Source organism: Providencia sp. UF-183 (assembly GCF_058246155.1).
Genome location: NZ_JBSICD010000008.1, coordinates 71,526 through 94,497 on the forward strand (window position 1 = coordinate 71,526; position 22,972 = coordinate 94,497).

Genomic DNA, 22,972 nt, shown 5'->3' on the forward strand with positions numbered 1-22,972 from the left:
CATACTCTCAGTAGCATTATCAAAATAATAAAACGTGGTGATGTTTATACATATAGGCACCACAAAAGAGAGATAGTATAAGCTCAAAGGGCAATTAAATTATTTTTTCGGATTAATCTTAATTTTATATCTAAGGAGAGATTAAAAAGGCGAAAATAATTTCGCCTAGTTGAACAATTAATTTGCCTTAGCGGCAGACTTCGCAGTGTGGGTCTTTGCTCAGTTTAAACTGGCGAAAATCCATCGTCATCGCATCAAACAGTAACACTTTGCCTGAATTCACTTTGCCATAATTGGCGAGCAGTTTAATGGTTTCCATCGCCTCTAATGTGCCGATAGTTCCAACGAGTGGAGACATCACACCCGCCTCAACACAAGTTAAGCTATTTTCACCAAATAAACGGCTTAAACAGTGATAACAGGGGGTGCCATCTTCATAAGTAAAAACAGACAGTTGGCCTTCCATTCGTATTGCGGCGCCAGAGACCAACGGTTTTTTCTGGGCCAAGCACAAACGGTTAAGTTGCTCACGAATAGCAACGTTATCAGTGCAATCTAAGATGACATCATGGCGAGTAATTAATTCACTAAGTTGTGCATCGTCAAGTTGTGCATTAACCACATCAATATGAATGTGGGGGTTAATCGCACAAAGTTGCGACTTTGCAGAATCAACTTTGGCTTCGCCAATAGTGGCATCGCGGTGCAAAATCTGCCGTTGTAAGTTAGAAAGCGATACGGTATCAAAATCAACTAACGTTAAATGGCCAACACCCGCCGCCGCAAGGTATTGCGTTGCGGCACAACCCAAGCCACCTAAGCCAATGACCAGTACTTTTCCCGCTTTGAGTTTTTCTTGCCCGTCAAAATCAAAGCCACGAAGGATGATTTGGCGGTTATAACGTAGCATTTCGTTATCGCTAAGTTCTTGCACGGTAATTATTCGCTTTTTAATAAGTAGTTAAACATTTCAACTTCAACGGTTTCGCCTGCTTCGACACGGCCACGTTCTCTTTCTAACACGATAAAGCAGTTCGCTAAGCTAAAAGAGCTAAATACATGTGAGCCTTGATGGCCTGTTGTAGCAACTTGAAGTTGACCTTGCTCATTGGCACTTAAAATGCCGCGCTGAAAATCCAGACGACCCGGTGTCTTTTTCAGTGGGGTAATAACTGGCACTTTGAATCGAAGTGGTGCACGCCATTGGCTGTTGCCTGCAAGGCGGGCGATCAACGGCTGAACCAGTTGATAGAAAGTTAATGCAGCAGAAACGGGGTTTCCTGGTAGCCCGCAAAACCAAGAATTGCTGAGTTTACCGAAAGCAAAAGGTTTGCCCGGTTTGATAGCTAATTTCCAAAAACCAATGGTACCTAACTCGTCAAGAATTTGTTTGGTGTAGTCGGCTTCACCGACAGAGACGCCACCACTACTGATCACTAAATCCGCTTGTTGATCCGCTTCAATAAAGATCTGTTTTAGTTTTTCAGGGGAATCGGGGATCACACCTAAATCTAACACTTCACAATTGAGCTTTTCTAACATCAAGCGGACAGTAAAGCGGTTAGTATCATAGATTTGCCCGTCACTAAGTGGCTGGCCTACAGCTTGTAGCTCATCACCAGTAGAGAACACGGCCACTTTTAAGCGACGATAGACTGTCACATCAGCAATACCGAGTGAGGCAATTAATGGCAATTGAGCGGTTGTGAGTAAGGTTCCTGCAGGGAACACCGCACTGCCTTGGGCAATATCTTCGCCAGCTTTACGGACGTTGCTGCCTTTTTTAATTGGCTGAGTAAATAGGATGCCGTCATCTGTTTGTTCAGTGGATTCTTGCATCACTACCGTATCAACGCCTTGGGGGATAGGGGCTCCGGTCATAATACGCACGCAACAGCCTGCTTTCAGTTCACCTTCCATTGGGTTACCTGCGAACGACTTGCCTGCCACTGGCATCGGTGTTTTTCCATCCCAATCTGTAAAACGCAAGCCATACCCATCCATCGCTGAATTATCAAAGGGAGGGACATTGATAGGGGAAATAAGGTCAGTGGCAATGATCCGCTGTGCTGATAAAGTCAGTGGAATGATTTCTGTGCTTGTCACGGTTTTGGTTTGAGAAAGTAATTTTTCCAATGCAAGATCTAAAGAAATCAAATCGTTAGTATGACACTGATCCATAAATAATGACCCTCATTATTGTGATATGCCTTGAGGCTTAAAATGTGTTCTTAATGCACATTATGGCAGAAATCATAGGTTGGGTGAATGAATAGAAATTGATTACAGATAGCTTTTGGGCAGATATTACCGATTTATAGAACAAACAAATGCACAAAACGATAAAGCTGTTTTTGTTGTATTAATGTTAAATAGTAAGAAAGTGAACTATTCTAGGTGCAATATTTCTAGAACTTAACGAGTGAAAATTGTGTCAATAAAGCCGATTGTGACCTCACTAAGCCGTAGTGCTACCGCGTTTCATATTGCTTTTACTGGTTTTCTTTCATTAATTGTGGTGATGGGGATAGGGCGATTTACGTTAACACCTCAAGTGCCCCTAATGATTGAAGAGCACCAATTGACCTTATCGAGTGCCAGTATTGTGGCTGCTTGTAACTACCTTGGTTACTTGCTGGGGTCTTTTGACGCTATGCGAGCACGTTCCCATGTCGAAAGGGGTATGTGGTTAGGGGTATGGGGCGCTGTCGCCATTACATTACTCAGTGCACTGCTGAATGGCCCGATATTACACAGTATTGCCCGTTTTGTGATTGGCTGGGCGAGTGGTATTGCGTTGGTCTTGGTGGCGGCGTGGGCCAATGAAACCCTTGCGAGGCTTAATCGACCCGCGCTTAGTGTGGCGGTGTTTGCAGGAACAGGAACGGGGATTTTCGTTAGCGGCATGTTAGCGGTAGGGATCCAACGATGGCATCTAACAGCAAGTGAAGCATGGGTAATTTATGGTGTTCTCGCGTTAGTTTTGAGCCTATATATCAGCCGTTATTTACCGCGCACAGGGCAGTGGCAACGGCCTGCGGGGGAAATTAAAAAACTAACGCTAACCCCTGAAATCAAACGCTTAGTTTGGTGCTATGGACTCGCAGGGTTTGGGTATATTTTACCCGCCACTTTTTTATCACAAATGGCGGCGCAGCGTTTCCCTGACAGCCTGTTCGCTCAGTTTGTCTGGCCTGTTTTTGGGGCATCTGCGGTGGTCGGCATTTTATTAGCGATGCTACTGCGGAATTTATCGACAACACGTAATCGACTAGCGATTAGCTTATGGCTACAAGGTATGGGGATATTGTTAGCGGAGGTTATTCCCTCAATTTCAGGGCTGGTTATCTCGGCGGTATTAGTTGGAACTGGGTTTATGTGTACAGTGCAATTAGCGTTGCAGCTTGGGCGTGAATTGGCACCTGATCATAACCGTTTTATGGCAGGATTATTGACCACCTTTTATGCTATCGGTCAGTTAGTCGGGCCAACGCTGTCATTTATTTCTACGTCTTTAACGGGAAAATTAGAGCCCGCATTGTACATCGCACTTATCGCGTTGGTGATAGGCGGGTTATTGGTTTATCGTCGTTCTAATAAATAGCTTTGTTAATAAATATTTAATTAATTATATTTTATAAATAATGGCGATTTGCAGCAATGGGTTTACCATAGTGAATAAAGTTGTTTATGGGAATGCAAATATTTCACACCCGTTGTTGCGGTTGTACTGGATTATCTGCACCTGCTGTTTTAGAGTACGGCGCACACCTGCATTTTTATAAAAATAGTCACACCATTTGTGGAGGATCACATGTCATCTCTCAGTAAAGAGGCCGAATTAGTTCACGCTGCGTTGGAAGCCAGAGGGTTAGAAACCCCTTTGCGTATTCAGCCAAAATCAGGCGATGAGCGCAAGCAACTGATTGAAGGGCACATGACAGAGATCATGAAGCTGCTCAACCTTGATTTAACCGATGACAGCCTCGCGGATACACCTCGTCGTATTGCAAAAATGTACGTTGATGAGATCTTTTCAGGGCTGGATTATGCCAATTTCCCTAAGATCACATTAATTGAAAATAAAATGAAAGTGGATGAAATGGTGACGGTGCGTGATATCACGCTAACCAGCACTTGCGAACACCACTTTGTCACTATTGATGGTAAAGCGATAGTGGCTTATATCCCAAAAGACAAAGTCATTGGGCTATCGAAAATCAACCGCATTGTGCAATTTTTCTCCCAGCGCCCGCAAGTTCAGGAACGTTTGACACAGCAAATTTTAGTTGCACTGCAAACCTTACTTGGAACTACGAATGTCGCTGTTTCCATTGATGCGGTGCATTATTGCGTTAAAGCACGTGGTATTCGTGATGCAACCAGTGCGACCACCACAACATCATTAGGTGGGTTATTTAAGTCGAGTCAAAATACACGACAAGAGTTTTTACGTGCGGTTCGTCACTTGTAATTTATGACAACCATCACTCCATCAAGCCGCATCGAGCAGCTTGATACCGTTCGTGGCATGGCAATTCTTGGTATTTTTTTGTTGAATATCTTTGGTTTTGCTTTGCCACTTGCGGCCTATTTAAATCCTTATTACACCGCTAGCACGCCCCCTTCCGAAGCCTTTATTTGGGTTATTTTCAATCTGTTTTTTCAAGGGAAAGTCCTCGCTATTTTTTCGATTTTATTCGGTGCAACACTAGCGCTATTGCAGTCGCGAACCTTGAAATGGAACCATCGACGTTTATTTATTTTAGCTTTATTTGGGGTGATCCATGGAATTGGTCTCTGGGATGGTGACATTCTACTGGCTTATGCATTAACGGGGTTGGTGACTACGTATTTATTGAACCAATATGACGACGGAGCGTTATTGAAAATAGCGGCATCCATTTATTTAATTGGCTTATTTATTCTGCTTATTTTAGGTTGGGGGGTTGATCCTCAAGGCTTTTGGCAGACATCAGATGAACAAATTTATTTTGAATACAGCGCAAAAACGGTGGGTGGCATCGAGGGTGTTATTTATCGCATAAAAGAAATTCAAGCGATGCTGCAAATGTTATTTATTCAGTATGGTTGGCAGTTAATTGCACTGATGATTATTGGTGCGTTATTAATACGAAATGGTTGGTTACGCGGGCAATTTAGTGCCCTGCATTATCGTCGTATGGCACTGGTTTTTATTGTGCCTTCGCTGCTTGTTCAAGTGGTTGCGTTATATGGACAGAGCCAGTTTGGTTGGAGTTATTTTTCAACTTCAATTGTTGGTTATATCATTAATGAGCTAGTCATTCCTTTCCAATCACTGGGTTATATTGCTTTGGTATATGGTTTTTGGGGCTATATTCAGCATGCTGTGGTTGTTTCATGGTTACAAAATATTGGTCGGATGGCGCTGAGCAACTACATTTTACAAACATTGATTTGTACCACTATTTTTTACCATATGGGGTATTTTGCACAATTTACCCGTTTTGAGTTATTGGCTTTTATTCCACCTGTTTGGCTAGGGAATATGCTATTTTCGTATTATTGGTTACGGTTTTTCAACCAAGGCCCACTGGAATGGGCGTGGCGAAAGCTAACAGAAAAGTTAAATCAAACGAATGAGTATCATTAATTTAATTTACTGACTTCATCAGGGGATACCGCAGGGTAGCCTTTGATGCCATCGGGCATTTTTATTGGGGCAGGAATGGATTCTTGCTCACCTAAAAACTTTGGCTCACGTTTTAAAATATACACATCAGCAAGTGCACCTAAGCGTGCAAAAACTTCACGAACACGAACTTTGAACATCCCAGCTGGCGCTGGAACCGCATAACACTGCGCATCAATGCCTTTATGCTTAGCGATAAAAACGGCACGCTCACAATGGAAACGTTGTGTGATAATCGTGAAGTTATCGGTATCAAACACTTTTTTGGTGCGTACCACTGAGTCTAAAGTGCGAAACCCTGCAAAATCCATCACAATTTTGGAGGCTGGGACTCCTGCTTTAATTAAATCCTTACGCATATTAATGGGCTCATTGTAATTGTGCGCGCCATTATCACCACTGAGTAGCAAATATTTTACTTTTCCACTGTGGTAGGCCTCCGCGGCACCTTTGATACGGTTGGTATAATAAAGGTTGGTGGCACCAGAGGTGTAGTATTTGGATGTGCCAAGTACCATGCCAACATCACGGGCAGGCAACTGCGCTACATCTTCATAGATATAGGGCGCGGTATCCCAGCTAATCCAGCGATCAAGTAGAATAATGGTCGTAACTGCTATCCCTGCAAGAATAAGAAGACCAATAAGCAGACGTTTCCTCATGTCCTAGCCTTGAAAATAAAAATCATAATAGAAAAGTGTTAGCCTCAGTAGAGCAGCTTCTAGGCTACTTGACTTAAATTAGTGACGCAAGTCGCCTAACGTAAAGTCATGTCAATGTTGATAGCGGATCCAAAGTTGACTGCTATTAAGCCTGAAAATCGATTTAAAATTAATCAGATATTGGATGAAAAGTGGGTGAGTGAAGATTATTCAAAAAGTGAGTTGCTTCACAGAGCGAAATTTTTTGCCGCGATTGACTGTTTGTTTTGAAATTTTAATTCTATATTTAATTCAATTGATGAAATTTCATTTCTTTTAGGTGGGAGTCATCAGTCCGTAAAACAAATATGAAAATCTGATACGTGAGGGAAATATGAAACTGACCACATTACTTGCCGCTAGCGCGATGATAGTGACAGCCAGTGTTGCGGCGAAAGAGTACCAAATTAATCATACTGACCAATTAAAATCATTAAATGATGCACAAAACGAAGCGGTATGGCAGCAAGCTGAAGTATTAACCGACTTTATTTATCCATGGGAAAAAGAAACACCACCAAAAACCGATTTTCGTGCACTTTGGAGTGATGATACCCTTTATTTTCGCTTTATCGCCGATGATAAGGACATTCAGCTAGGTGATAACGCCGATAAAGACCAAGCGGTATTAGATTCCGACCGTGTTGAGCTGTTTTTTGCTACCAGCCCTGAGCTCAAACCTTATTATACCGCCGAAATGGACCCAAAAGGCCGCACGTTCGATGCAAAAGCCAACTACTACCGTGAAGTTGACCCAAGTTGGAACTGGGAAACGTTACAAACAGTGGGAGAAATGACACCAAATGGCTATGTATTAACGGGGAAAATCGATTTGGATGAATTTACACGTTTAAATCTATGGCAAGACAAAGACAAGCAAACGTTAATGTGTGCCATTTTGCGTGGCGAATTCAGTAAGGGTGAAGAAAAACAAGTGCGTAAATGGATCAGCTGGATTAAACCTGATTCCGTGAAACCGGATTTCCATATTCCATCCGCCTTTGGCACCTGCAAATTTGTGAAGTAATCAAAGTGCCGGTCTTTTATGGCCGGCAAATACCTGTTTTTTCGTTGAATGGACTGTGAGAGCGATCATATTCGCTGACGAAATTATTCATTTGTTGTGATTTGATTTGAAATTAAAATTCACATATAGTAGCTTTTAATGAAATATAATTTCAATGTGAGGGCGTTTTAATGTCTCTAGCGGAAAATACACTGAGTGACTGCCTAAAAAATGAATTCAACCAAGAGACGCTACAGTTTTCACGGTTGGATACGTTAGCGATGGCCACTGCGATTAACCAAGCGGATGCAACGGTTGCAGGGGCGATTCAACACGTTTTGCCGAATATTGCGGTGGCGGTTGATGCAATCGCAGCGTGCATGAAACAAGGTGGACGGTTATTTTATATTGGTGCAGGGACCTCTGGTCGTCTGGCGGTATTAGACAGTGCAGAGTGCCCCCCGACATTTGGTACCTCCCCTGAATTAGTTCAATCCATTATTGCGGGTGGTCATGATGCCATGCTAAAAGCGGTTGAAAATATTGAAGACTCAACGGATGCAGCAATTGATGAACTCAAAAAACGCCAACTCACTGCAAAGGATGTTGTTGTCGGCATCGCAGCAAGCGGGCGAACACCTTTCACCCTTGCAGGCATTGAATATGCCAATGAAATTGGGGCATTGACCGTTGCGATCACCACGCGGGGTCATGGGCTAATTAGTGATGTAGCGAAATTAGCCATCGCTCCTGATGTTGGGCCGGAAGTGTTATCGGGCTCGACACGCATGAAAAGCGGCACTGCACAAAAAATGATTTTAGGTATGCTCAGCACATGTGTGATGGGGCGTTTAGGGCGTATTCATACCAATTTAATGGTTGATGTTGTCGCAAGCAATTATAAGTTATTACGCCGCGCAGAGCGCATTGTCAGTGAGGTTTGCGGTATTGATATCGAAGCCGCAGCACGGTTATTAGAGCAAGTGGACTACCATCCTCGACGCGCAATTTTGATGTTTGAATTACAAATTAATGCACAGCAAGCAACGGAACTCGTTCAACAGCATCCAAATACTACATTGGATAGCCTGTTAGAAACACGCCGTTAATAAATGGGAAAGAAATGCGGGTAAGTTATGAAAATAGCTGCGCCAACATTAGGGGAACGATATGGCTAATAAAATAGAACATCTGGAAGTACTCGCCAGAGAAATAGAAAAATATGCGGGCGGCTTTGAGAACGTGGCAACATTGACCCACTGTATGACTCGTATCCGTTTAGTCTTAAAAGATAATGAAAAATTTGATGCCGACGCCTTAAAGCAAATCGAAGGGGTGAAGGGCGTGATTTTTAATGGTGAACAACAACAAGTGATTGTTGGCATGGGAACCGCGGCAAAAGTGTTTTCGGTGATGAATAAGCGCATGCAGGGCAGTGGCACAGCGAGCACAGAAAATACAGAACCTGAAAAGAAAAAAGGTTTCTCAATTCGTCGTACGCTGAATACATTAGCCGCGATTTTCGTACCAACCATTCCCGCGCTAATTGGTTGTGGTCTGATTATGGGGCTGATTAATATTGTTCGATTAGTCGCGCCTGAAGTGGTCGATCAGTTCCCTGAATTGTTCAAATTATTAAAATTAATCGGTAGTGCGGTGTTTGCTTACTTGTCGATTATGATTGGGGTTAATACCGCAAAAGAGTTAGGGGCATCAACGTCGATTGGTGCTGTGATGGCGGGCTTATTATCAATGCCAGGGTTAGCGGATATCACCTTATTTGGTTCAAAATTAGTACCAAATAGCGGCGGTATTTTTGCGGTCTTAATGGTGGTGGTGTTCTCCTCTAAATTTGAAGTATGGTTTAGAAGCATCATCAAAGAGAGCTTAGACCTGATTGTGACGCCATTTGTGACTATTTTAGTTTCGGCGATGGTGGCAATCGCAGTCTTCCAACCTGCGGGCCATTATTTAAATCAAATTCTGGCGCAAGGTGTCTCCGTTGCGTTATTAAATAGTGGTGGCGGTGCGGTCGCAACGGGCGGGATCTTAGGCGGCAGCTTCCTGTTCTTATTGTTAACAGGGTTACACCAAGGCTTAATTCCAATTCACGCAGAAATCTTACAAACCTTTGGTTTAAATTACTTATTCCCTATCTTAGCCATGGGCGGTATGGGGCAAGTGGGTTCTTGTTTCTGGGTATTCTTAAAAACCAAAAACCAACGCCTGAAAAAAACCTTAGTCGGTGCATTACCGGTGGGGATCTTTGGTGTGGGCGAGCCACTGTTATTCGGTGTGTCATTGCCACTGGGTAAACCTTTCATTGCGGGTTGTATTGGCGGCGCAGCGGGCGGGGCATTAATGGCGTTCTTCCATGTGGGGATCATCATCCCATTTGGTACTGCAGGGTTATCTTTAATTCCATTAGTGGGTGATGGCCAAATCCTTGATTTCCTCATTGCCGTTGCAGGTGCATGGATTGTCGGATTCATTGCCAGTATGATAATAGGCTTCACCGATCCTGAAAAATAATTAAATAAGGAATAGCCATGTCGACACTGACGGTAAAACTGGAAAGCTTGCAGACAAGAGGTAAAGGCACTGAACAGCGGATCGCGAAATTTTTACTTGATAATCGCGAAAGCTTAATTGCCATGAATGCCGCTGAATTAGCCCAAGCGGCAGGGGTTAGTAGCGCGTCTGTCATTCGCTTTTCACGCCAAATGGGTTACCGTGGCTATCCTGAATTTAAGGTGGATTACCTCTCTGATGAGAAACAACATAAAGCGGAAAGCCTGTATGGTAATTTGAGTCGCAGCGATGATACTTCTCAAATTATTGCAAAAACGGGGCAAATGTTTATTTCAGCGATTGAAAAATCCCTTGAGCTATTAGAGCCATCAATGGTTGATGAGGTCGCTAAGCGTATGGTCAATGCCAAACGTATTGTGTTGTTTGGGATTGGCTCCTCAGCGATTGTGGCGAGTGATATTTTCCATAAACTGATCCGGGTAAATAAGCACACATTATTTAGCTATGACCTGCATGTTCAACTGAGCTACTCTGCAAACTTGAGTGCCGATGATTTTGCTATCGCGGTGACTGCTCGTGGAAACACGCAAGAAATCAATAATATGTTGCGCTCCGCTAAAGACGCTGGTTGTTCTACTGTGGCTTTATGCCGTTTTGGTCAAGATGATGCGACAAAACTGGCCGATTTCACTTTACCGTACTTTTATGATGAACAGCACACGCAGCTTGGTGTCATTACCCCACAAGTTTTGCAGATGGTGACGTTCGATACACTGTTTTTTAAATACCTCACACTCGCAGACAGTGATGCAGATGCAGCACTGCAAAAAGGGCGAAGAGCCCTGATACAAGGCAAGAATTAATGATTTTAACGGAGTTAGCCATCGGTGCGGTGATCGGGCTGATCATTAGCACCACGGGTGTTGGCGGCGGGGTGATTGTCTTGCCAATACTCACCTACTTTTTCGGCTTAAATGCATTGGCGGCGGTGGCAACGGCGAACTTTTTATCGATGTTGATGAAAATTTCCTCCTCATATATGCATTTTCGCCTCGGCAATATCCCATTCAAAGGGGCCATGATTGTTTTAGCAATTATGTTGCCAAGTACGTTTTTAGCCAGTTTATTGGTGACATGGCTGGGTAGCCTTGAGGGGTATGAAAAACAAGTTGAATGGGGGATTAACCTTCTCGTTGCAGCTGCAATTATTTTTTCCCTTTATTTATTTGTACAGAGAATGTTTTTCGCCGCGCCAGCAAAAATTACCGTGGTGCAAACTTCCCAATTGAAGTCGATGGCTTTCCCTGCAGTGTTAGCGGGAATTGTTCTCGGGGCAACGGGGGTTGGTGGTGGTGTGGTGGTCTTGCCTATGTTGTTGCGTTATATGCAATTGAATATTAAGCAGGCTATAGGGACATCGATTTTTGTCACAACGGTCTTGTCGGGGTCATCTGCCTTAGCTTATGCGCAGGAAGGGTATACTGACTTAAAACTGGCACTTATTTTGTGTGCAGGGGCATTGATTGTGATGCCAGTGGCAAAATACTTACTGATCCACCTTTCTGAACGCACATTCCAATACATTACCCTGTTACTGATCACCTGTAGTGCAGTTATGATGACACTGAATTTATTCTCTTTTTAAATAGGTAGCCCTATTATTGATATGACAAATAATAGGGCAAGTTAGCTAATCTAAATCCCATTTTTTTAAATGATTCAGTTCTTTTTCCATCTCTTGGTAAATAAAAACACGCTCATCATTTAAGTCTTCATCTTGTGAGGAGGAATAGTGCTGCAAAGTGAAAATAAGTAGTCCCGCTGCAATCACAGAAATTAATAAACTGGAAAGGTGTTTCGCGAGCGGTGTGGATTGTGGTGCAAGAACAAAAGCACTACTAATAACGGCACCTAAAATAGCGCCGCCGATATGTGCCGCATTATCAATGCCAGACTGTAAACCATTCACTAAAGTTAAAGCAATCATCCCAATGATATTATACAGCGGGCGTTTTAATTGGCTTTTTTCTTCACCAGATAAATTGGGGTTATTCAGTGCTTTTAACAGGTAAATAACCGAGGCGGCAGCCAGCCCCATAATGGCACCTGATGCACCAATACTGACAGTAATATAAACTGTATTATCAGGTAAATATAAGCTATTCCATGAGTTCATTGATGCGCGACTGGTGGCTTCTCGAATACTTTCGCTATATTGCCAATAAGCACTAAAAAATGCTGCGCCAATACCTGAAAAGAGGTAAATAGCGAGGTATCTGAATTTACCGTACGTTCGTTCACATTCTATCCCTATCACAAACAGTGCCAAGGTATTTAAGGCAAGGTGAAAGCCCCCTGAATGCAACACCATACTCATTGGATAGCGCCACCAATCCCCCGTTAAAGAGAGTTGGTAAACATTTGCACCAAATATTAATAAGTTATTTTCTTGGGAATCAAGGGGGGCAGCATAGGTAAGCTGATAAAAATAAACGGTGATATTTACGGCGACTATCAATAAAGTGAGTGCCATGGCCCAAATGGAAAACTTCGGTTTATGGGGAGAGTGAGTCTCTAAAGGGTCAGCCATTTCAATATCCTATCTCTGCGTTGTATTGATATATTAAATAAGCTAAGTCATTAGCGCAATTTACCATTATCTGAACTCGTGTAATTTTTATGTTTTTTCAGACAAATAACAAAAATAAAAAAGGCGCATAAATATGCGCCTTTCAATTTGAGAAACAATAAATTAGAACGAAGTACGTTTATAAGTACGGTACTCTGGTTTCCAGAAATTGCGCTCAATAGCTTCATCCAATGCGCTATCAGAGGTGACAGTTGCCACGCCTTGAACCTGCGCTTCTTTAGCGACTTGTTTCGCAATAATCCGTGAAACATCTTGGATATCAGATAACAAAGGTAATAAAGCCCCTTCGCCATTTTTTGCCAGTGGTGAACAGCTTGCTAATGCGCGGCTAGCGGCCATCAACATGCCATCTGTGACACGTTTTGCGCCTGACGCGATAACCCCCAAACCAATTCCTGGGAAAATATAGGAGTTATTGCACTGGGCAATTGGGAAAACTTGGTCTTTATAAGAGACTGGGCTGAACGGGCTGCCTGTCGCAACTAACGCTTTTCCATCGGTCCAATTAATGATGTCTTCAGGGCGAGCTTCAACGCGTGAGGTTGGGTTCGACAATGGCATCACAATCGGGCGTTCACAGTGCTTGTGCATCTCTTTGATGATTTCTTCGGTGAATAAGCCTGCTTGACCAGAAACCCCAATCAAAACGGTTGGTTTAGCATTGCGAACAACATCCAGCAGTGAAATTGAATCGCTGTCTACATCCCAACTGGCTAAGTTAGCACTGTTTTGCGTTAATTTGGCTTGGAAATCGAGTAGGTTAGGGAGCTTATCCGTTAATAAACCAAAACGGTCAACCATGTAAATGCGTGAGCGAGCTTCTTCATCGCTTAACCCTTCGGATTTCATTTGGGCAATGATTTGCTCGGCGATACCACAACCCGCAGAGCCTGCACCCAAGAACGTCACACGTTGGTCACTTAATTTACTGCCTGCGGCATTGCTAGCGGCGATGAGGCTACCTAATGCGACGGACGCAGTCCCTTGAATATCATCGTTAAAACAGCACAACTCATCACGGTAACGGGTTAACAATGGCATCGCATTTTTCTGTGCGAAGTCTTCAAATTGCAGTAAAACATTTGGCCAACGGCGCTTAACTGCTTGCACAAACTCATCGAGGAATTCGTTATATTCGTCACCGGTAATACGTGGATGACGCCACCCCATATACAGCGGGTCATTCAAGCGTTGCGGGTTATTCGTTCCCACATCAATAACAATTGGTAAGGTATAAGCAGGGCTGATACCACCACATGCGGTATACAGTGACAGTTTACCAATTGGAATGCCCATACCGCCGATACCTTGGTCACCAAGGCCTAAGATGCGCTCACCATCCGTCACAACGATAACTTTTACGTTTTGTTTTGTGGCGTTTTGCAGCATATCATCAATATGTGCGCGGTTTGGATAAGAAATAAATAACCCACGGGCACGACGGTAGATATCAGAGAAATGTTCGCACGCTTCACCCACGGTTGGGGTGTAAATGATTGGCATCACTTCTGTTAAGTGGGCATCAATCAAGCGATAGAATAAGGTTTCGTTGGTATCTTGAATGTTTCTTAAGTAGATGTGTTTATCGATATCGGTTTTAAAATCAATTAATTGACGATAAGCACGCTCAACTTGCTCTTCGATAGTTTCAACTTGCTCAGGCAGTAAGCCATGCAGGTTGAAGTTCGCGCGTTCTTCTTCAGTGAACGCACTGCCTTTATTCAATAAAGGGAATTCCAGTAAAATTGGACCAGCATAGGGAATATAGAGAGGGCGTTTTGTTTCGTATTCATGTTCCATGAAATATCACTCTTCGGACGATTAATCAACAAAGTCAGGGTAGATCCTAAGCTAAACAGGAAATATGTACAGTAAATAATGATGCAAAATCGTTAAAAATTTTATAGACATAATAAAGAATTTAGTTAAGGAAGGAAACTAAAGCATACTTTTACGTTGCAATTACGGTAGGTAGATCACGGTTAGTAAAATAATGGTTTTAATCAACTTTTTTAAATTTAAAGGTGAAAATCTAGTTTGATTTTGTTTTTTTGGGAGTTGTTAATTTATTTTTATCTTTAGCCTAGAAAATGTTTTTTTTAACTAAATAGCAACAAAATTATATTTTAAAATATCATATATTGCTGCATGTTTTTATTTTTCATAAATTGTCAAAGCTGTTATGTCTTAAATTATCTTTAATAAGGAGAATTACCGTGTTTGGTTTAATTTTGAAATATAAAAAATCGATGTTATTGATAGTCGTTTTCTTCTTGAGTATTTTTAATTATTCAAAGGCTAATTATAATTCAGCAGAAACAATCAGAACAGTCGACCAATATCTTTATGAGAATAAATATGGTTCACCCCTCTTTGGCCGCATTGTGGCAGATTACTTTTATTTGGTAATGAAAGAAAAAGATAAGCCTACCAATAAAGACTTAATAGATAAACTACATTATGACCATGCATTAGAAACTCTCACCGTATTAAATAGTAAGCTAATAAAGCAAAGTACTGGGGAAAAAGTCGCTCGCGATATGACTTACAAAGAAGCCGATGAGTTACATTATTTAGTCATGTTACGTAATAAAATCCCAGAAGAGGCTTGGGTATTAGGCGTCGTATTTTCTGTATTAGACGAAAAACAAAAAGAATTCTACTGGCAAAAAATCATGGAAGCGTCAGGCGATAGAGGGCAAGAATTATCGGTGATATACAGCTTAATGAAAGTGATGTTAGAAAAAGGAAAAAAAGCAAACGACAAAGAAAAAATCATAATTAATAAATGGCATAAACGGATGGGTAAAATATTATCCATGGCAAAGTATTGACCATATATATGAATTAATCAATCTTGAGGTATAAGAAAAATATGCGATTGAATATTTTTTTAATATTTCCATTGTTATTATTTTCGTGTGCTATTAATGCAAACAATCGGCCCGGATTTGTGTGTGGGAAGTTTAACGGTAATGTTGTTGAAGTGCCCAATGAATACGTATATATGCCAGTGGAATATCAAGGTTACAGCTTTTTTGATCCTAAATTTATAGAGAATAAAAAAGGGTGTAATGAAAATTATAGGGAGTTAACCTTGATGACATATTGGCCTCATATGAGAAGTGTTGATGTTAAGGAAAAGTATAAAACAGAAAGTGATGAAAAAATTATAAAAATAATATTGAAGCCTATAAGAGAAAATGAATATTCTTTGACACAGAAAATGAATAATTATCTAAATGCATCATATTTAGGAAGGCGAAGCCAGATTTTATATGACGATGATGCAGACCTTAAATATATAGAATATTATGAAACCTATAATGAAAATAAAAGCTTTGATAATAAAAATAGCCAAAAGAAGAAGGTCTTTTTCTGGTCGGAAAATGAACGTGAGGTTGAGGCTATCTTAGAATGCTTATGGTCACCGTTAGAAAATAAATATTTAAGCTGTAATATGATTTTTTCAATACAAGAGATAAGTATATTAGTAGAGGTTAGATTTGGCTTTAATAATTATAACCAGTGGAGTGATATAATGAATCAGACTAAGTTATTTATAATTAATTATGTTAAGGATAAATTGCATGATTAATAATATAAATGGTATTTTAATTATGACGATCTAAGTAACTAATAAAAATATTAGCGGTATTGACTGGTGGATGAATGGAATGAGGAAATCCCCTTAGTTATTGAAATGGTAAAAAACATGGAAGCTGTTGAAGATTTATTCATTTATTCTCATCTGGAGATTATTCAATAATTTTTAAAGTAATATTAAGGTTTAAATAGAATATGCGATTTAATATTTTTTTAATATTTCCATTTTTACTATTTTCATGTGTTGTTAATGCAAACAACCGACCCGGATTTATGTGTGGAAAGTTTAATAATACAATAGTTGAGGTACCGAGTGACTATGTGTATAACTTTGCAGAATATGAAGGGTATAGCTATTTTGATCCGAGGTTTATTAAAAATAAGAAGGGATGTGAAGCTAATTTTAGGGTATTACCATTGAGGATGAGTTGGCCAGAAATGAAACCTGTTGATTATGATGAATATACAACAAAGAAAAAAACGATAAGAGTCTCTATTGAACCATTAAATGACAAGGTAAAGGGGTATCTAGAGCATAAACGTTATATATACCTTGACTGGGGGGAGGAGAAAATAAAAGGAGATGTTGTATATGATGAAAAGCTAGGATTATATTTTAGTGAAGTTAAATTAAAAAAACTAACTAAATATAGTGATTCGGAAAATGATAAGTTTGGCTATTATTGGAAAATAGATAATGATGAGATAACAGACTTTTTCAGATGTATTTGGGTTATTCCTAAGCAAAAGTACAGTAGATGTAATGGGGTTTTTCTAGTTCCTGAATATAAAGTAAAAGTAGAGGTTAAGTTAAGTATAGAAGAGTTAATTATTTGGGGTGAAATGAAAAATACGACAATAAATTTTATCAACCAACACATAAAAAAATAGGAGTAATATATGGAAAGAGAAACTCACAGGCAAGGGAATATGAAATTAAATAGACATGATATATCTATGGCTTCTAGAATATTGAATGTGACCAATAACCCAGAGATAATGTATACATATTTAGAGGCCAAAGGGGATTGCTATGCAGTATTGGCAAATAGTGTGGTAAAAGGGGACTCATTTTCAGGTGCTTTTGCATTAAATTACTTAGAAGAAGTAATGGAAGAAAATGAACTGGAAATTAATAGTAATAGTCTTAATAGAATAAGGATGGACATGGCTTATGGTTATATAGAAACACTCAAAAGTCGATTTAAAGATGGCGAAATAGAAATAAACGGAGATATAAACCATGAGGAAGCAATGGTATTTCATGAAAATGTTTTTAACAAACATGGACTGCCGGTAGAAGCGTGGACCTTACAACTTGTTTTTGATGTACTCCCTGATGAAGAAACGCGAGAAGTATATTGGCAAAAAGCATTAGAAGCGGTAGGGAATACAGAAAAAGAAGCTGAATTAAGTCTAGGTATCTTAAATACGATGGTTGATAGTATGTATGATGCACCTGCTAGTAAGCAGCCTCAAATACATCGTTGGCTTCGACGGATTGCGGATATAGACAACATTTATGACAGTGGAATTATTACTTTAAAAAATACTTATGATTTTTTTGACTCACCTAAAGTGTATGTAGATATGGATTACATTAAAGGGTTAACATATGAAACAGGTAACCCTTTAATCGATAGGGGAACTAACAGATTTTCATTCTGGGATTTTCCATCTGGCGATAATAACCGATTTTCTGTATAAACTGATTGGCGAGGGCAAACTGAATTTGAACATAAAAACCCTCTTTCAGATTACTATCTTGAAAAACCTGATTATATGTTGCCTGAAACGGGTTTATTTGATTCACCATCGATTAATTATAAACCTGATGTGGAATATTATGATCGTATGATTGATAATTTAAGAGATAGTATGTCATCAATGAATAATTCAATGAGCTCATTTGACGATAGATACTCAATGCCTACAATGCCAAGTGTACCGGAGTTTAGTTATAGTGGTTATTCTTCTGGTGCATCTTTCAGTTTTAACTGAAATTTAAAATTGATAATAATAAAAGATAAATGTGTACTATGATCGCTTGCAACAATAAACGGTTATTGCTTTCTATTCATCTTATTAGCAATAACCGTTATGTTTAACTAAATATAAAACTAATCCAAATAAACCAATTCCACTTGTCGGCAACCTAGCGCACTTAAGGTATTTTCAGTGGTACACCATTGTTTCACTATCGCATCTTGTTTTTCAACCAACTTAGCTTGCTCAATGGCATGGATATCTTTACCGGCAAGGTTAATCATAATTAACGCGGCTTGCAGTGGTGGTAAGCTTGGGTTGAATGCGGCATTTTCAGCGTAGCGCCCTGTAAACAGTGAACCATCTTTAAGCTGCACTGCAATACCTGAATGGGATTCACTATAAGGTGCATGGGATTGATTAGCAGCCTCAATAGCGGCACTTAACAGCCTGTCGCGGCTTTGGTTGTTATAACCATGCTGGACAGAATCAAGCAATAGTGTCGTAATGTTTAAATCGGCTGGGCCAAATGAATCAGGTAAATAGTGATGAAGTACCGCAGGCTCACGGCCCGGTAAATGCACCATAATTTTACCACCTTCGCGCAATTCATTCATAAATTGTCGGCAATGGCCACATGGGGTGTAATTCACGGTGATCGACGTAATTTGCTTTTCGCCTTTCATCCACGAATGGGTGATCGCACATTGCTCCGCGTGGATCACTTGCCCCATCGAAACATGACTAAACTCCATATTGGCGCCGAAATATAAATTACCGCTAGCGCCGCAAGCGATTGCACCAACGTGAAAATGGGAGATAGGAGTGACGGCATAGGCCGCTGCAAAAGGGAGTAGTGAGAATGCTAATTCTGAGTCGCTAACACCGCTTTGCGCTTTAATGTGTTGTACTTGCTCAGCCGTTAGCATTCCGGCGAAATCGGATTTATCAATGATAGGTCTAAGTACAGACTGTAGCTTCTCTGGAAGCTCGGCCCAAGCGGCCTTAAATCTTGAATGCATGAGTTACCCTCCCTATTTAATTGCTTTCATTCTATTCAATAAAGCACATAATGAAATGTGACTTAAATCACTAATTTAAATGAAACATATGAAACAAATTCTTTAATTGAGAGATATATCTCATGTTTTTAGTGTTCAATGATAAGTAAGAGAATATCGTTTTCCCTTACTCATCATATTTAACTGGGCGTGTAACTAATAAGATTAGCTAAAAAGATGCAAAATGACAGGAAATATAAATGGCGCACTTAACGAGGTGATCACCCCACAGGTCATCAATGCGAGTGAACTATAAGCCCCCTCAATGTAATTGACTTCAGCGCAACGTGCGGTACCTAATGCGTGGGAAGCCGTTCCCATCGCAAGCCCGCGAGACGCATGGGTGCGAACACGTAGGGCATCAAATAAACTGTGCCCGAACATTGCGCCTAAAATACCCACAAACAGCACGCAAGCAGCGCTAATTGCGGGGATCCCTCCAATTGAATCAGCAACTGCCATCGCGATGGGGGTTGTGACTGATTTCGGCAATACAGAGGCAGCGATATCCGGCGTTGCTCCAAGCCAAAATGCAATTGCTGCACCACTGAACATCGCGACGATGCTACCCGCAAAGCAGATGCTAAATAGGGATTTCCATTGGGCACGAATTTGGTGCATTTGCTCGTAAAGAGGGAAAGCCAGTGCCACAACGGCAGGTTGCAGTAAATCATTCAGGATTTTACTGCCCGCAAAATAATGTTCATAAGAGGTATTGGTGATAACCAATATGGCAATAAGCACCGCAATGGTGATTAATAATGGGTTTAATATTGGTAGCTTAAATTTTACTGACAGTTTGCGAGCAAGATAAAACACCACAATTGTCAGCGGTAATGACCACCAAATGTGCGTTAACATTATTCGTTCCCCTTAGTTTTATCATTATTAATCACCGAAGAAATTGGCTCTTCAGGGGGAAGGGGAACTTCATCAGGTTTAGCGCCGATGACAGGGCGTTCTTTGTGAATATAGTTGGAACTGATAGCGACTACTATCATGACTATTAAGGTGCTGATCATGCAAGAAACCACAATCGGGATCAGTTGCTGACTCAGTAAGTCATAGTAATTCATGATCCCCACACCGATAGGCACAAACAGAATGGTCATATTTTTCAGTAAAATACTGCATCCGGGTTGTGCCCAGTGAGCAGGGATAATTTGCAGTGCCAGTAGTGCAAACAGAATGAGCATACCAACAATACTGCCGGGAATGGCAAAAGGAAGTAGGGTAGAGATAAGGTTTCCGACAATCAGGCAGAGGTAAAGTATTGCGAAAGCGCGCAAATACTGCCATCCCGTTATCAGCACCTGTTTAAATGACATGAGATTTGTCCTGTAGCTTGATATCTATTCATCATACAATTAACTTGATAATTGTGCTACTGATCACAATAAAAAAGGCAATAAAAAAGTGGAGAGTTTTTGCTCTCCACTTTCACTGGCTTAAAGAACCGCTATAACAAGTTAGTGTTACTTAACTTGCATACCCGGCTGTGCGCCGCTATCAGGGCTAAGCAAATAGATATCTTTCCCACCAGGGCCTGCTGCCATGACCATACCTTCGGAAATGCCAAAGCGCATTTTACGTGGTGCAAGGTTAGCGACCATCACCGTTAAACGGCCTTCCAACGCTTTTGGATCTGGATAGGCAGAACGGATGCCTGAGAACACTTGGCGTGTTTCACCACCGATATCTAACTGTAATTTCAGTAGTTTATCTGACCCTTCAACAAAATCCGCGTGTTTGATTAGTGCAATTCGCAGATCGATTTTTGCAAAATCATCAAAGGTGATTGTATCTTGGATTGGGTCATCCGCCAGTGGACCAGTCACTTGCTGGATTGGCTTGATACTTTCTTTTGATGCTTCAACCATCGAATCCACTTTTGTCATTTCAATACGGTTAAACAGGGCTTTGAAAGGTGCAACATTGTGGTTAAGTAATGGTGTGCTAATCGCATCCCAAGACAGTTCAGTATTCAAGAACGCTTCTGCACGTTTGGTCAGACCCGGTAAAACGGGTTTCAGGTAAGTCATCAGAATGCGGAACAGGTTGATACCCATTGAGCAGATATCTTGCAATTCTTGGTCTTTACCTTCTTGTTTAGCAACCACCCAAGGGGCCTTTTCATCCACATAACGGTTCGCGATATCAGCTAATGCCATGATTTCGCGGATCGCTTTATTGTATTCACGATTGCTAAAATCTTCACCGATGACTTTTGCCGCGTCAACAAACTGTTGATATAGCTCAGGCTCTGCTAAGTTTGCAGATAACTTGCCATCGAAGCGTTTAGCAATAAAGCCTGCGTTACGCGAAGCTAAGTTAACCACTTTATTCACGATATCGCTATTGACGCGCTGGACGAAGTCTTCAAGGTTTAAATCGATATCATCGATACGTGAAGACAGTTTTGCTGCGTAGTAATAACGTAAGCAGTCTGCATCCAAATGGTCTAAATATGAGCGCGCTGTGATAAATGTGCCACGGGATTTGGACATTTTCGCTCCGTTAACCGTGACATAACCATGGACAAACAGGTTAGTTGGTTTACGGAATTGACTGCCTTCTAACATCGCAGGCCAGAACAGGCTGTGGAAATAGACGATATCTTTACCGATAAAGTGGTAAAGGTCTGTTTTCGAATCTTTATTCCAGAACTCATCGAAATTCAGATCACCACGTTTGTCACACAGGTTTTTAAATGAACCCATGTAACCAATTGGTGCATCCAACCAGACGTAGAAATATTTGCCCGGTGCATCTGGGATTTCAAAGCCGAAATACGGTGCATCACGGGTAATATCCCACTGTTGCAGGCCAGACTCGAACCATTCTTGCATTTTATTCGCCACTTGCTCTTGCAGTGCGCCTGAGCGAGTCCATGCTTGTAGCATGTCGCTAAATGCAGGTAAATCAAAGAAAAAATGCTCTGAATCACGCATCACAGGCGTTGCACCAGAGATAACCGAACGTGGGTTGATTAATTCTGTTGGGCTGTAGGTTGCGCTACACACTTCACAGTTATCACCGTATTGGTCTTCTGCTTTACATTTCGGGCAAGTGCCTTTAACGAAGCGGTCTGGTAAGAACATGCCTTTTTCTGGGTCGAAAAGCTGAGAAATAGTGCGATTTTTAATAAAACCGTTATTTTTCAGTTTCCCATAAATCAATTCTGATAATTGTTTATTTTCTTCACTGTGTGTGGAGTGATAATTATCATAGCTAATGGAAAAACCCGCAAAATCGTTCTGATGTTCTTGGCTCACTTCTGCAATCATAGCTTCAGGTGTGACACCCAGCTGCTGTGCTTTAAGCATGATTGGGGTTCCGTGCGCGTCGTCGGCACAGATAAAATGAACCTCTTTGCCGCGCATTCGCTGATAACGGACCCAAATATCAGCCTGAATGTGTTCCAGGATATGACCAAGATGGATTGAACCGTTAGCATAGGGTAACGCACAGGTTACCAGTAATTTATTCGCGACTTGAGACATAGTAACTTTCTTACTTCCATTATTTGAAAAGGGTCTTTGATGTTAACCGATCAAAACCATCGCTGCTAGGGGTATAAAAGATTAATTGGAAATTTGTTGGAAAAAGAAATTTTTGCCTCTTCGTGGCTTTTCCTGCGCTTGGTAATCACTATTTTTCGTGTTCTCTGTTATGATTAACCTCAGTCAAAGTATATCCGTCTAATCTCAGGTACCTTATCGAGTTATATAGGATATCTATAGTTCAAAAATATAA

21 protein-coding genes are annotated in these 22,972 nt (G+C 41.0%); 12 read left to right on the top strand and 9 right to left on the bottom strand.

Translation table 11 applies throughout. From position 1 onward, the window contains the following. Window positions 1-187 precede the first annotated feature (187 nt). Both moeB and moeA read right to left on the bottom strand, forming a co-directional pair. The gene (gene moeB, locus AC4IFT_RS09585; RefSeq protein WP_490733123.1) at window positions 188-934 is read right to left on the bottom strand and encodes a molybdopterin-synthase adenylyltransferase MoeB; all 747 of its coding nucleotides are present in this window, start codon (window positions 932-934) and stop codon (window positions 188-190) included. A gap of 5 nt (window positions 935-939) precedes the next feature. Then, complete coding sequence (gene moeA, locus AC4IFT_RS09590) at window positions 940-2,181, bottom strand: molybdopterin molybdotransferase MoeA (protein ID WP_490751209.1); 1,242 nt, start codon at window positions 2,179-2,181, stop codon at window positions 940-942. Between the two features lie 250 nt (window positions 2,182-2,431). Here moeA and AC4IFT_RS09595 point away from each other — a divergent pair, with 250 nt between their 5' ends. The 3 genes from AC4IFT_RS09595 (at window position 2,432) to yeiB (ending at window position 5,635) form a co-directional block, all read left to right on the top strand. Next, on the top strand, window positions 2,432-3,604 hold the full coding sequence (locus AC4IFT_RS09595; RefSeq protein ID WP_490751210.1) for a YbfB/YjiJ family MFS transporter: 1,173 nt from the start codon (window positions 2,432-2,434) through the stop codon (window positions 3,602-3,604). Window positions 3,605-3,814: 210 nt separating this feature from the next. Further along, the gene (gene folE / locus AC4IFT_RS09600; protein WP_206085371.1) at window positions 3,815-4,474 is read left to right on the top strand and encodes a GTP cyclohydrolase I FolE; all 660 of its coding nucleotides are present in this window, start codon (window positions 3,815-3,817) and stop codon (window positions 4,472-4,474) included. A 3-nt stretch (window positions 4,475-4,477) separates the two neighbouring features. After that, complete coding sequence (gene yeiB, locus AC4IFT_RS09605) at window positions 4,478-5,635, top strand: DUF418 domain-containing protein YeiB (protein WP_490751211.1); 1,158 nt, start codon at window positions 4,478-4,480, stop codon at window positions 5,633-5,635. Here the strand turns inward: yeiB and sanA are convergent. Beyond that, a complete protein-coding gene (gene sanA, locus AC4IFT_RS09610) occupies window positions 5,632-6,336 on the bottom strand; it encodes an outer membrane permeability protein SanA (protein WP_490733115.1) in 705 nt (234 codons plus the stop codon). The genes yeiB and sanA overlap by 4 nt on opposite strands. Window positions 6,337-6,709: 373 nt before the next feature. On the opposite strand from sanA, the gene AC4IFT_RS09615 reads away from it, so the two are divergent. The 5 genes from AC4IFT_RS09615 (at window position 6,710) to AC4IFT_RS09635 (ending at window position 11,558) form a co-directional block, all read left to right on the top strand. Next, on the top strand, window positions 6,710-7,402 hold the full coding sequence (locus AC4IFT_RS09615) for a carbohydrate-binding family 9-like protein (RefSeq protein ID WP_490733113.1): 693 nt from the start codon (window positions 6,710-6,712) through the stop codon (window positions 7,400-7,402). 170 nt (window positions 7,403-7,572) lie between these two features. Beyond that, window positions 7,573-8,490 carry an N-acetylmuramic acid 6-phosphate etherase gene (gene murQ, locus AC4IFT_RS09620; protein WP_490751212.1) on the top strand — a complete coding sequence of 306 codons (918 nt, stop codon included), beginning with the start codon at window positions 7,573-7,575 and terminating at the stop codon, window positions 8,488-8,490. 61 nt (window positions 8,491-8,551) lie between these two features. Further along, window positions 8,552-9,913: a PTS transporter subunit EIIC gene (locus tag AC4IFT_RS09625; RefSeq protein WP_490751213.1), complete on the top strand. Its 1,362-nt coding sequence runs from the start codon at window positions 8,552-8,554 to the stop codon at window positions 9,911-9,913. Between the two features lie 17 nt (window positions 9,914-9,930). Continuing rightward, window positions 9,931-10,776 (top strand): MurR/RpiR family transcriptional regulator, encoded by an 846-nt coding sequence (locus AC4IFT_RS09630; RefSeq protein WP_490751214.1) that lies wholly within the window; start codon window positions 9,931-9,933, stop codon window positions 10,774-10,776. After that, the gene (locus AC4IFT_RS09635) at window positions 10,776-11,558 is read left to right on the top strand and encodes a sulfite exporter TauE/SafE family protein (RefSeq protein ID WP_490733106.1); all 783 of its coding nucleotides are present in this window, start codon (window positions 10,776-10,778) and stop codon (window positions 11,556-11,558) included. The genes AC4IFT_RS09630 and AC4IFT_RS09635 overlap by 1 nt, the downstream gene beginning before the upstream one ends. Before the next feature lie 45 nt (window positions 11,559-11,603). On the opposite strand, the gene AC4IFT_RS09640 is transcribed toward AC4IFT_RS09635, so the two are convergent. Both AC4IFT_RS09640 and AC4IFT_RS09645 read right to left on the bottom strand, forming a co-directional pair. Then, window positions 11,604-12,503 (bottom strand): rhomboid family intramembrane serine protease, encoded by a 900-nt coding sequence (locus tag AC4IFT_RS09640; protein ID WP_490733104.1) that lies wholly within the window; start codon window positions 12,501-12,503, stop codon window positions 11,604-11,606. 162 nt (window positions 12,504-12,665) lie between these two features. Then, window positions 12,666-14,363: an NAD-dependent malic enzyme gene (locus tag AC4IFT_RS09645; RefSeq protein ID WP_490733102.1), complete on the bottom strand. Its 1,698-nt coding sequence runs from the start codon at window positions 14,361-14,363 to the stop codon at window positions 12,666-12,668. 416 nt (window positions 14,364-14,779) lie between these two features. Here AC4IFT_RS09645 and AC4IFT_RS09650 point away from each other — a divergent pair, with 416 nt between their 5' ends. From AC4IFT_RS09650 to AC4IFT_RS09665, 4 genes are all read left to right on the top strand, one after another. After that, window positions 14,780-15,397: a hypothetical protein gene (locus tag AC4IFT_RS09650; RefSeq protein WP_490751215.1), complete on the top strand. Its 618-nt coding sequence runs from the start codon at window positions 14,780-14,782 to the stop codon at window positions 15,395-15,397. 41 nt (window positions 15,398-15,438) lie between these two features. After that, on the top strand, window positions 15,439-16,161 hold the full coding sequence (locus tag AC4IFT_RS09655; RefSeq protein WP_490751216.1) for a hypothetical protein: 723 nt from the start codon (window positions 15,439-15,441) through the stop codon (window positions 16,159-16,161). 203 nt (window positions 16,162-16,364) lie between these two features. Next, window positions 16,365-17,060, top strand: coding sequence for a hypothetical protein (locus AC4IFT_RS09660; protein ID WP_490751217.1), 696 nt, complete (start codon window positions 16,365-16,367; stop codon window positions 17,058-17,060). Window positions 17,061-17,069: 9 nt separating this feature from the next. Beyond that, window positions 17,070-17,876, top strand: a complete 807-nt coding sequence (locus AC4IFT_RS09665; protein WP_490751218.1) for a hypothetical protein — start codon at window positions 17,070-17,072, stop codon at window positions 17,874-17,876. A gap of 413 nt (window positions 17,877-18,289) precedes the next feature. Here the strand turns inward: AC4IFT_RS09665 and cdd are convergent, their stop codons facing one another. The 4 genes from cdd to metG form a co-directional block, all read right to left on the bottom strand. Then, the gene (gene cdd / locus AC4IFT_RS09670) at window positions 18,290-19,177 is read right to left on the bottom strand and encodes a cytidine deaminase (RefSeq protein WP_273827235.1); all 888 of its coding nucleotides are present in this window, start codon (window positions 19,175-19,177) and stop codon (window positions 18,290-18,292) included. Between the two features lie 204 nt (window positions 19,178-19,381). Further along, window positions 19,382-20,077 carry a CidB/LrgB family autolysis modulator gene (locus AC4IFT_RS09675; protein WP_273804439.1) on the bottom strand — a complete coding sequence of 232 codons (696 nt, stop codon included), beginning with the start codon at window positions 20,075-20,077 and terminating at the stop codon, window positions 19,382-19,384. Beyond that, window positions 20,077-20,544 carry a CidA/LrgA family protein gene (locus AC4IFT_RS09680; protein ID WP_490751219.1) on the bottom strand — a complete coding sequence of 156 codons (468 nt, stop codon included), beginning with the start codon at window positions 20,542-20,544 and terminating at the stop codon, window positions 20,077-20,079. The genes AC4IFT_RS09675 and AC4IFT_RS09680 overlap by 1 nt, the downstream gene beginning before the upstream one ends. Before the next feature lie 147 nt (window positions 20,545-20,691). Then, complete coding sequence (metG, locus tag AC4IFT_RS09685; RefSeq protein WP_490733091.1) at window positions 20,692-22,719, bottom strand: methionine--tRNA ligase; 2,028 nt, start codon at window positions 22,717-22,719, stop codon at window positions 20,692-20,694. Window positions 22,720-22,972: the final 253 nt, after the last annotated feature.

Coding starts and splice junctions, on each gene's coding strand:
- AC4IFT_RS09675 (WP_273804439.1), bottom strand. CDS start 20,077: ATGTTAACGCACATTTGGTGGTCATTACCGCTGACAATTGTGGTGTTT.
- AC4IFT_RS09635 (WP_490733106.1), top strand. CDS start 10,776: ATGATTTTAACGGAGTTAGCCATCGGTGCGGTGATCGGGCTGATCATT.
- AC4IFT_RS09645 (WP_490733102.1), bottom strand. CDS start 14,363: ATGGAACATGAATACGAAACAAAACGCCCTCTCTATATTCCCTATGCT.
- AC4IFT_RS09615 (WP_490733113.1), top strand. CDS start 6,710: ATGAAACTGACCACATTACTTGCCGCTAGCGCGATGATAGTGACAGCC.
- AC4IFT_RS09655 (WP_490751216.1), top strand. CDS start 15,439: ATGCGATTGAATATTTTTTTAATATTTCCATTGTTATTATTTTCGTGT.
- AC4IFT_RS09625 (WP_490751213.1), top strand. CDS start 8,552: ATGGCTAATAAAATAGAACATCTGGAAGTACTCGCCAGAGAAATAGAA.
- yeiB (WP_490751211.1), top strand. CDS start 4,478: ATGACAACCATCACTCCATCAAGCCGCATCGAGCAGCTTGATACCGTT.
- sanA (WP_490733115.1), bottom strand. CDS start 6,336: ATGAGGAAACGTCTGCTTATTGGTCTTCTTATTCTTGCAGGGATAGCA.
- cdd (WP_273827235.1), bottom strand. CDS start 19,177: ATGCATTCAAGATTTAAGGCCGCTTGGGCCGAGCTTCCAGAGAAGCTA.
- AC4IFT_RS09665 (WP_490751218.1), top strand. CDS start 17,070: ATGGAAAGAGAAACTCACAGGCAAGGGAATATGAAATTAAATAGACAT.
- AC4IFT_RS09680 (WP_490751219.1), bottom strand. CDS start 20,544: ATGTCATTTAAACAGGTGCTGATAACGGGATGGCAGTATTTGCGCGCT.
- moeA (WP_490751209.1), bottom strand. CDS start 2,181: ATGGATCAGTGTCATACTAACGATTTGATTTCTTTAGATCTTGCATTG.
- metG (WP_490733091.1), bottom strand. CDS start 22,719: ATGTCTCAAGTCGCGAATAAATTACTGGTAACCTGTGCGTTACCCTAT.
- AC4IFT_RS09630 (WP_490751214.1), top strand. CDS start 9,931: ATGTCGACACTGACGGTAAAACTGGAAAGCTTGCAGACAAGAGGTAAA.
- murQ (WP_490751212.1), top strand. CDS start 7,573: ATGTCTCTAGCGGAAAATACACTGAGTGACTGCCTAAAAAATGAATTC.
- AC4IFT_RS09660 (WP_490751217.1), top strand. CDS start 16,365: ATGCGATTTAATATTTTTTTAATATTTCCATTTTTACTATTTTCATGT.
- AC4IFT_RS09640 (WP_490733104.1), bottom strand. CDS start 12,503: ATGGCTGACCCTTTAGAGACTCACTCTCCCCATAAACCGAAGTTTTCC.
- folE (WP_206085371.1), top strand. CDS start 3,815: ATGTCATCTCTCAGTAAAGAGGCCGAATTAGTTCACGCTGCGTTGGAA.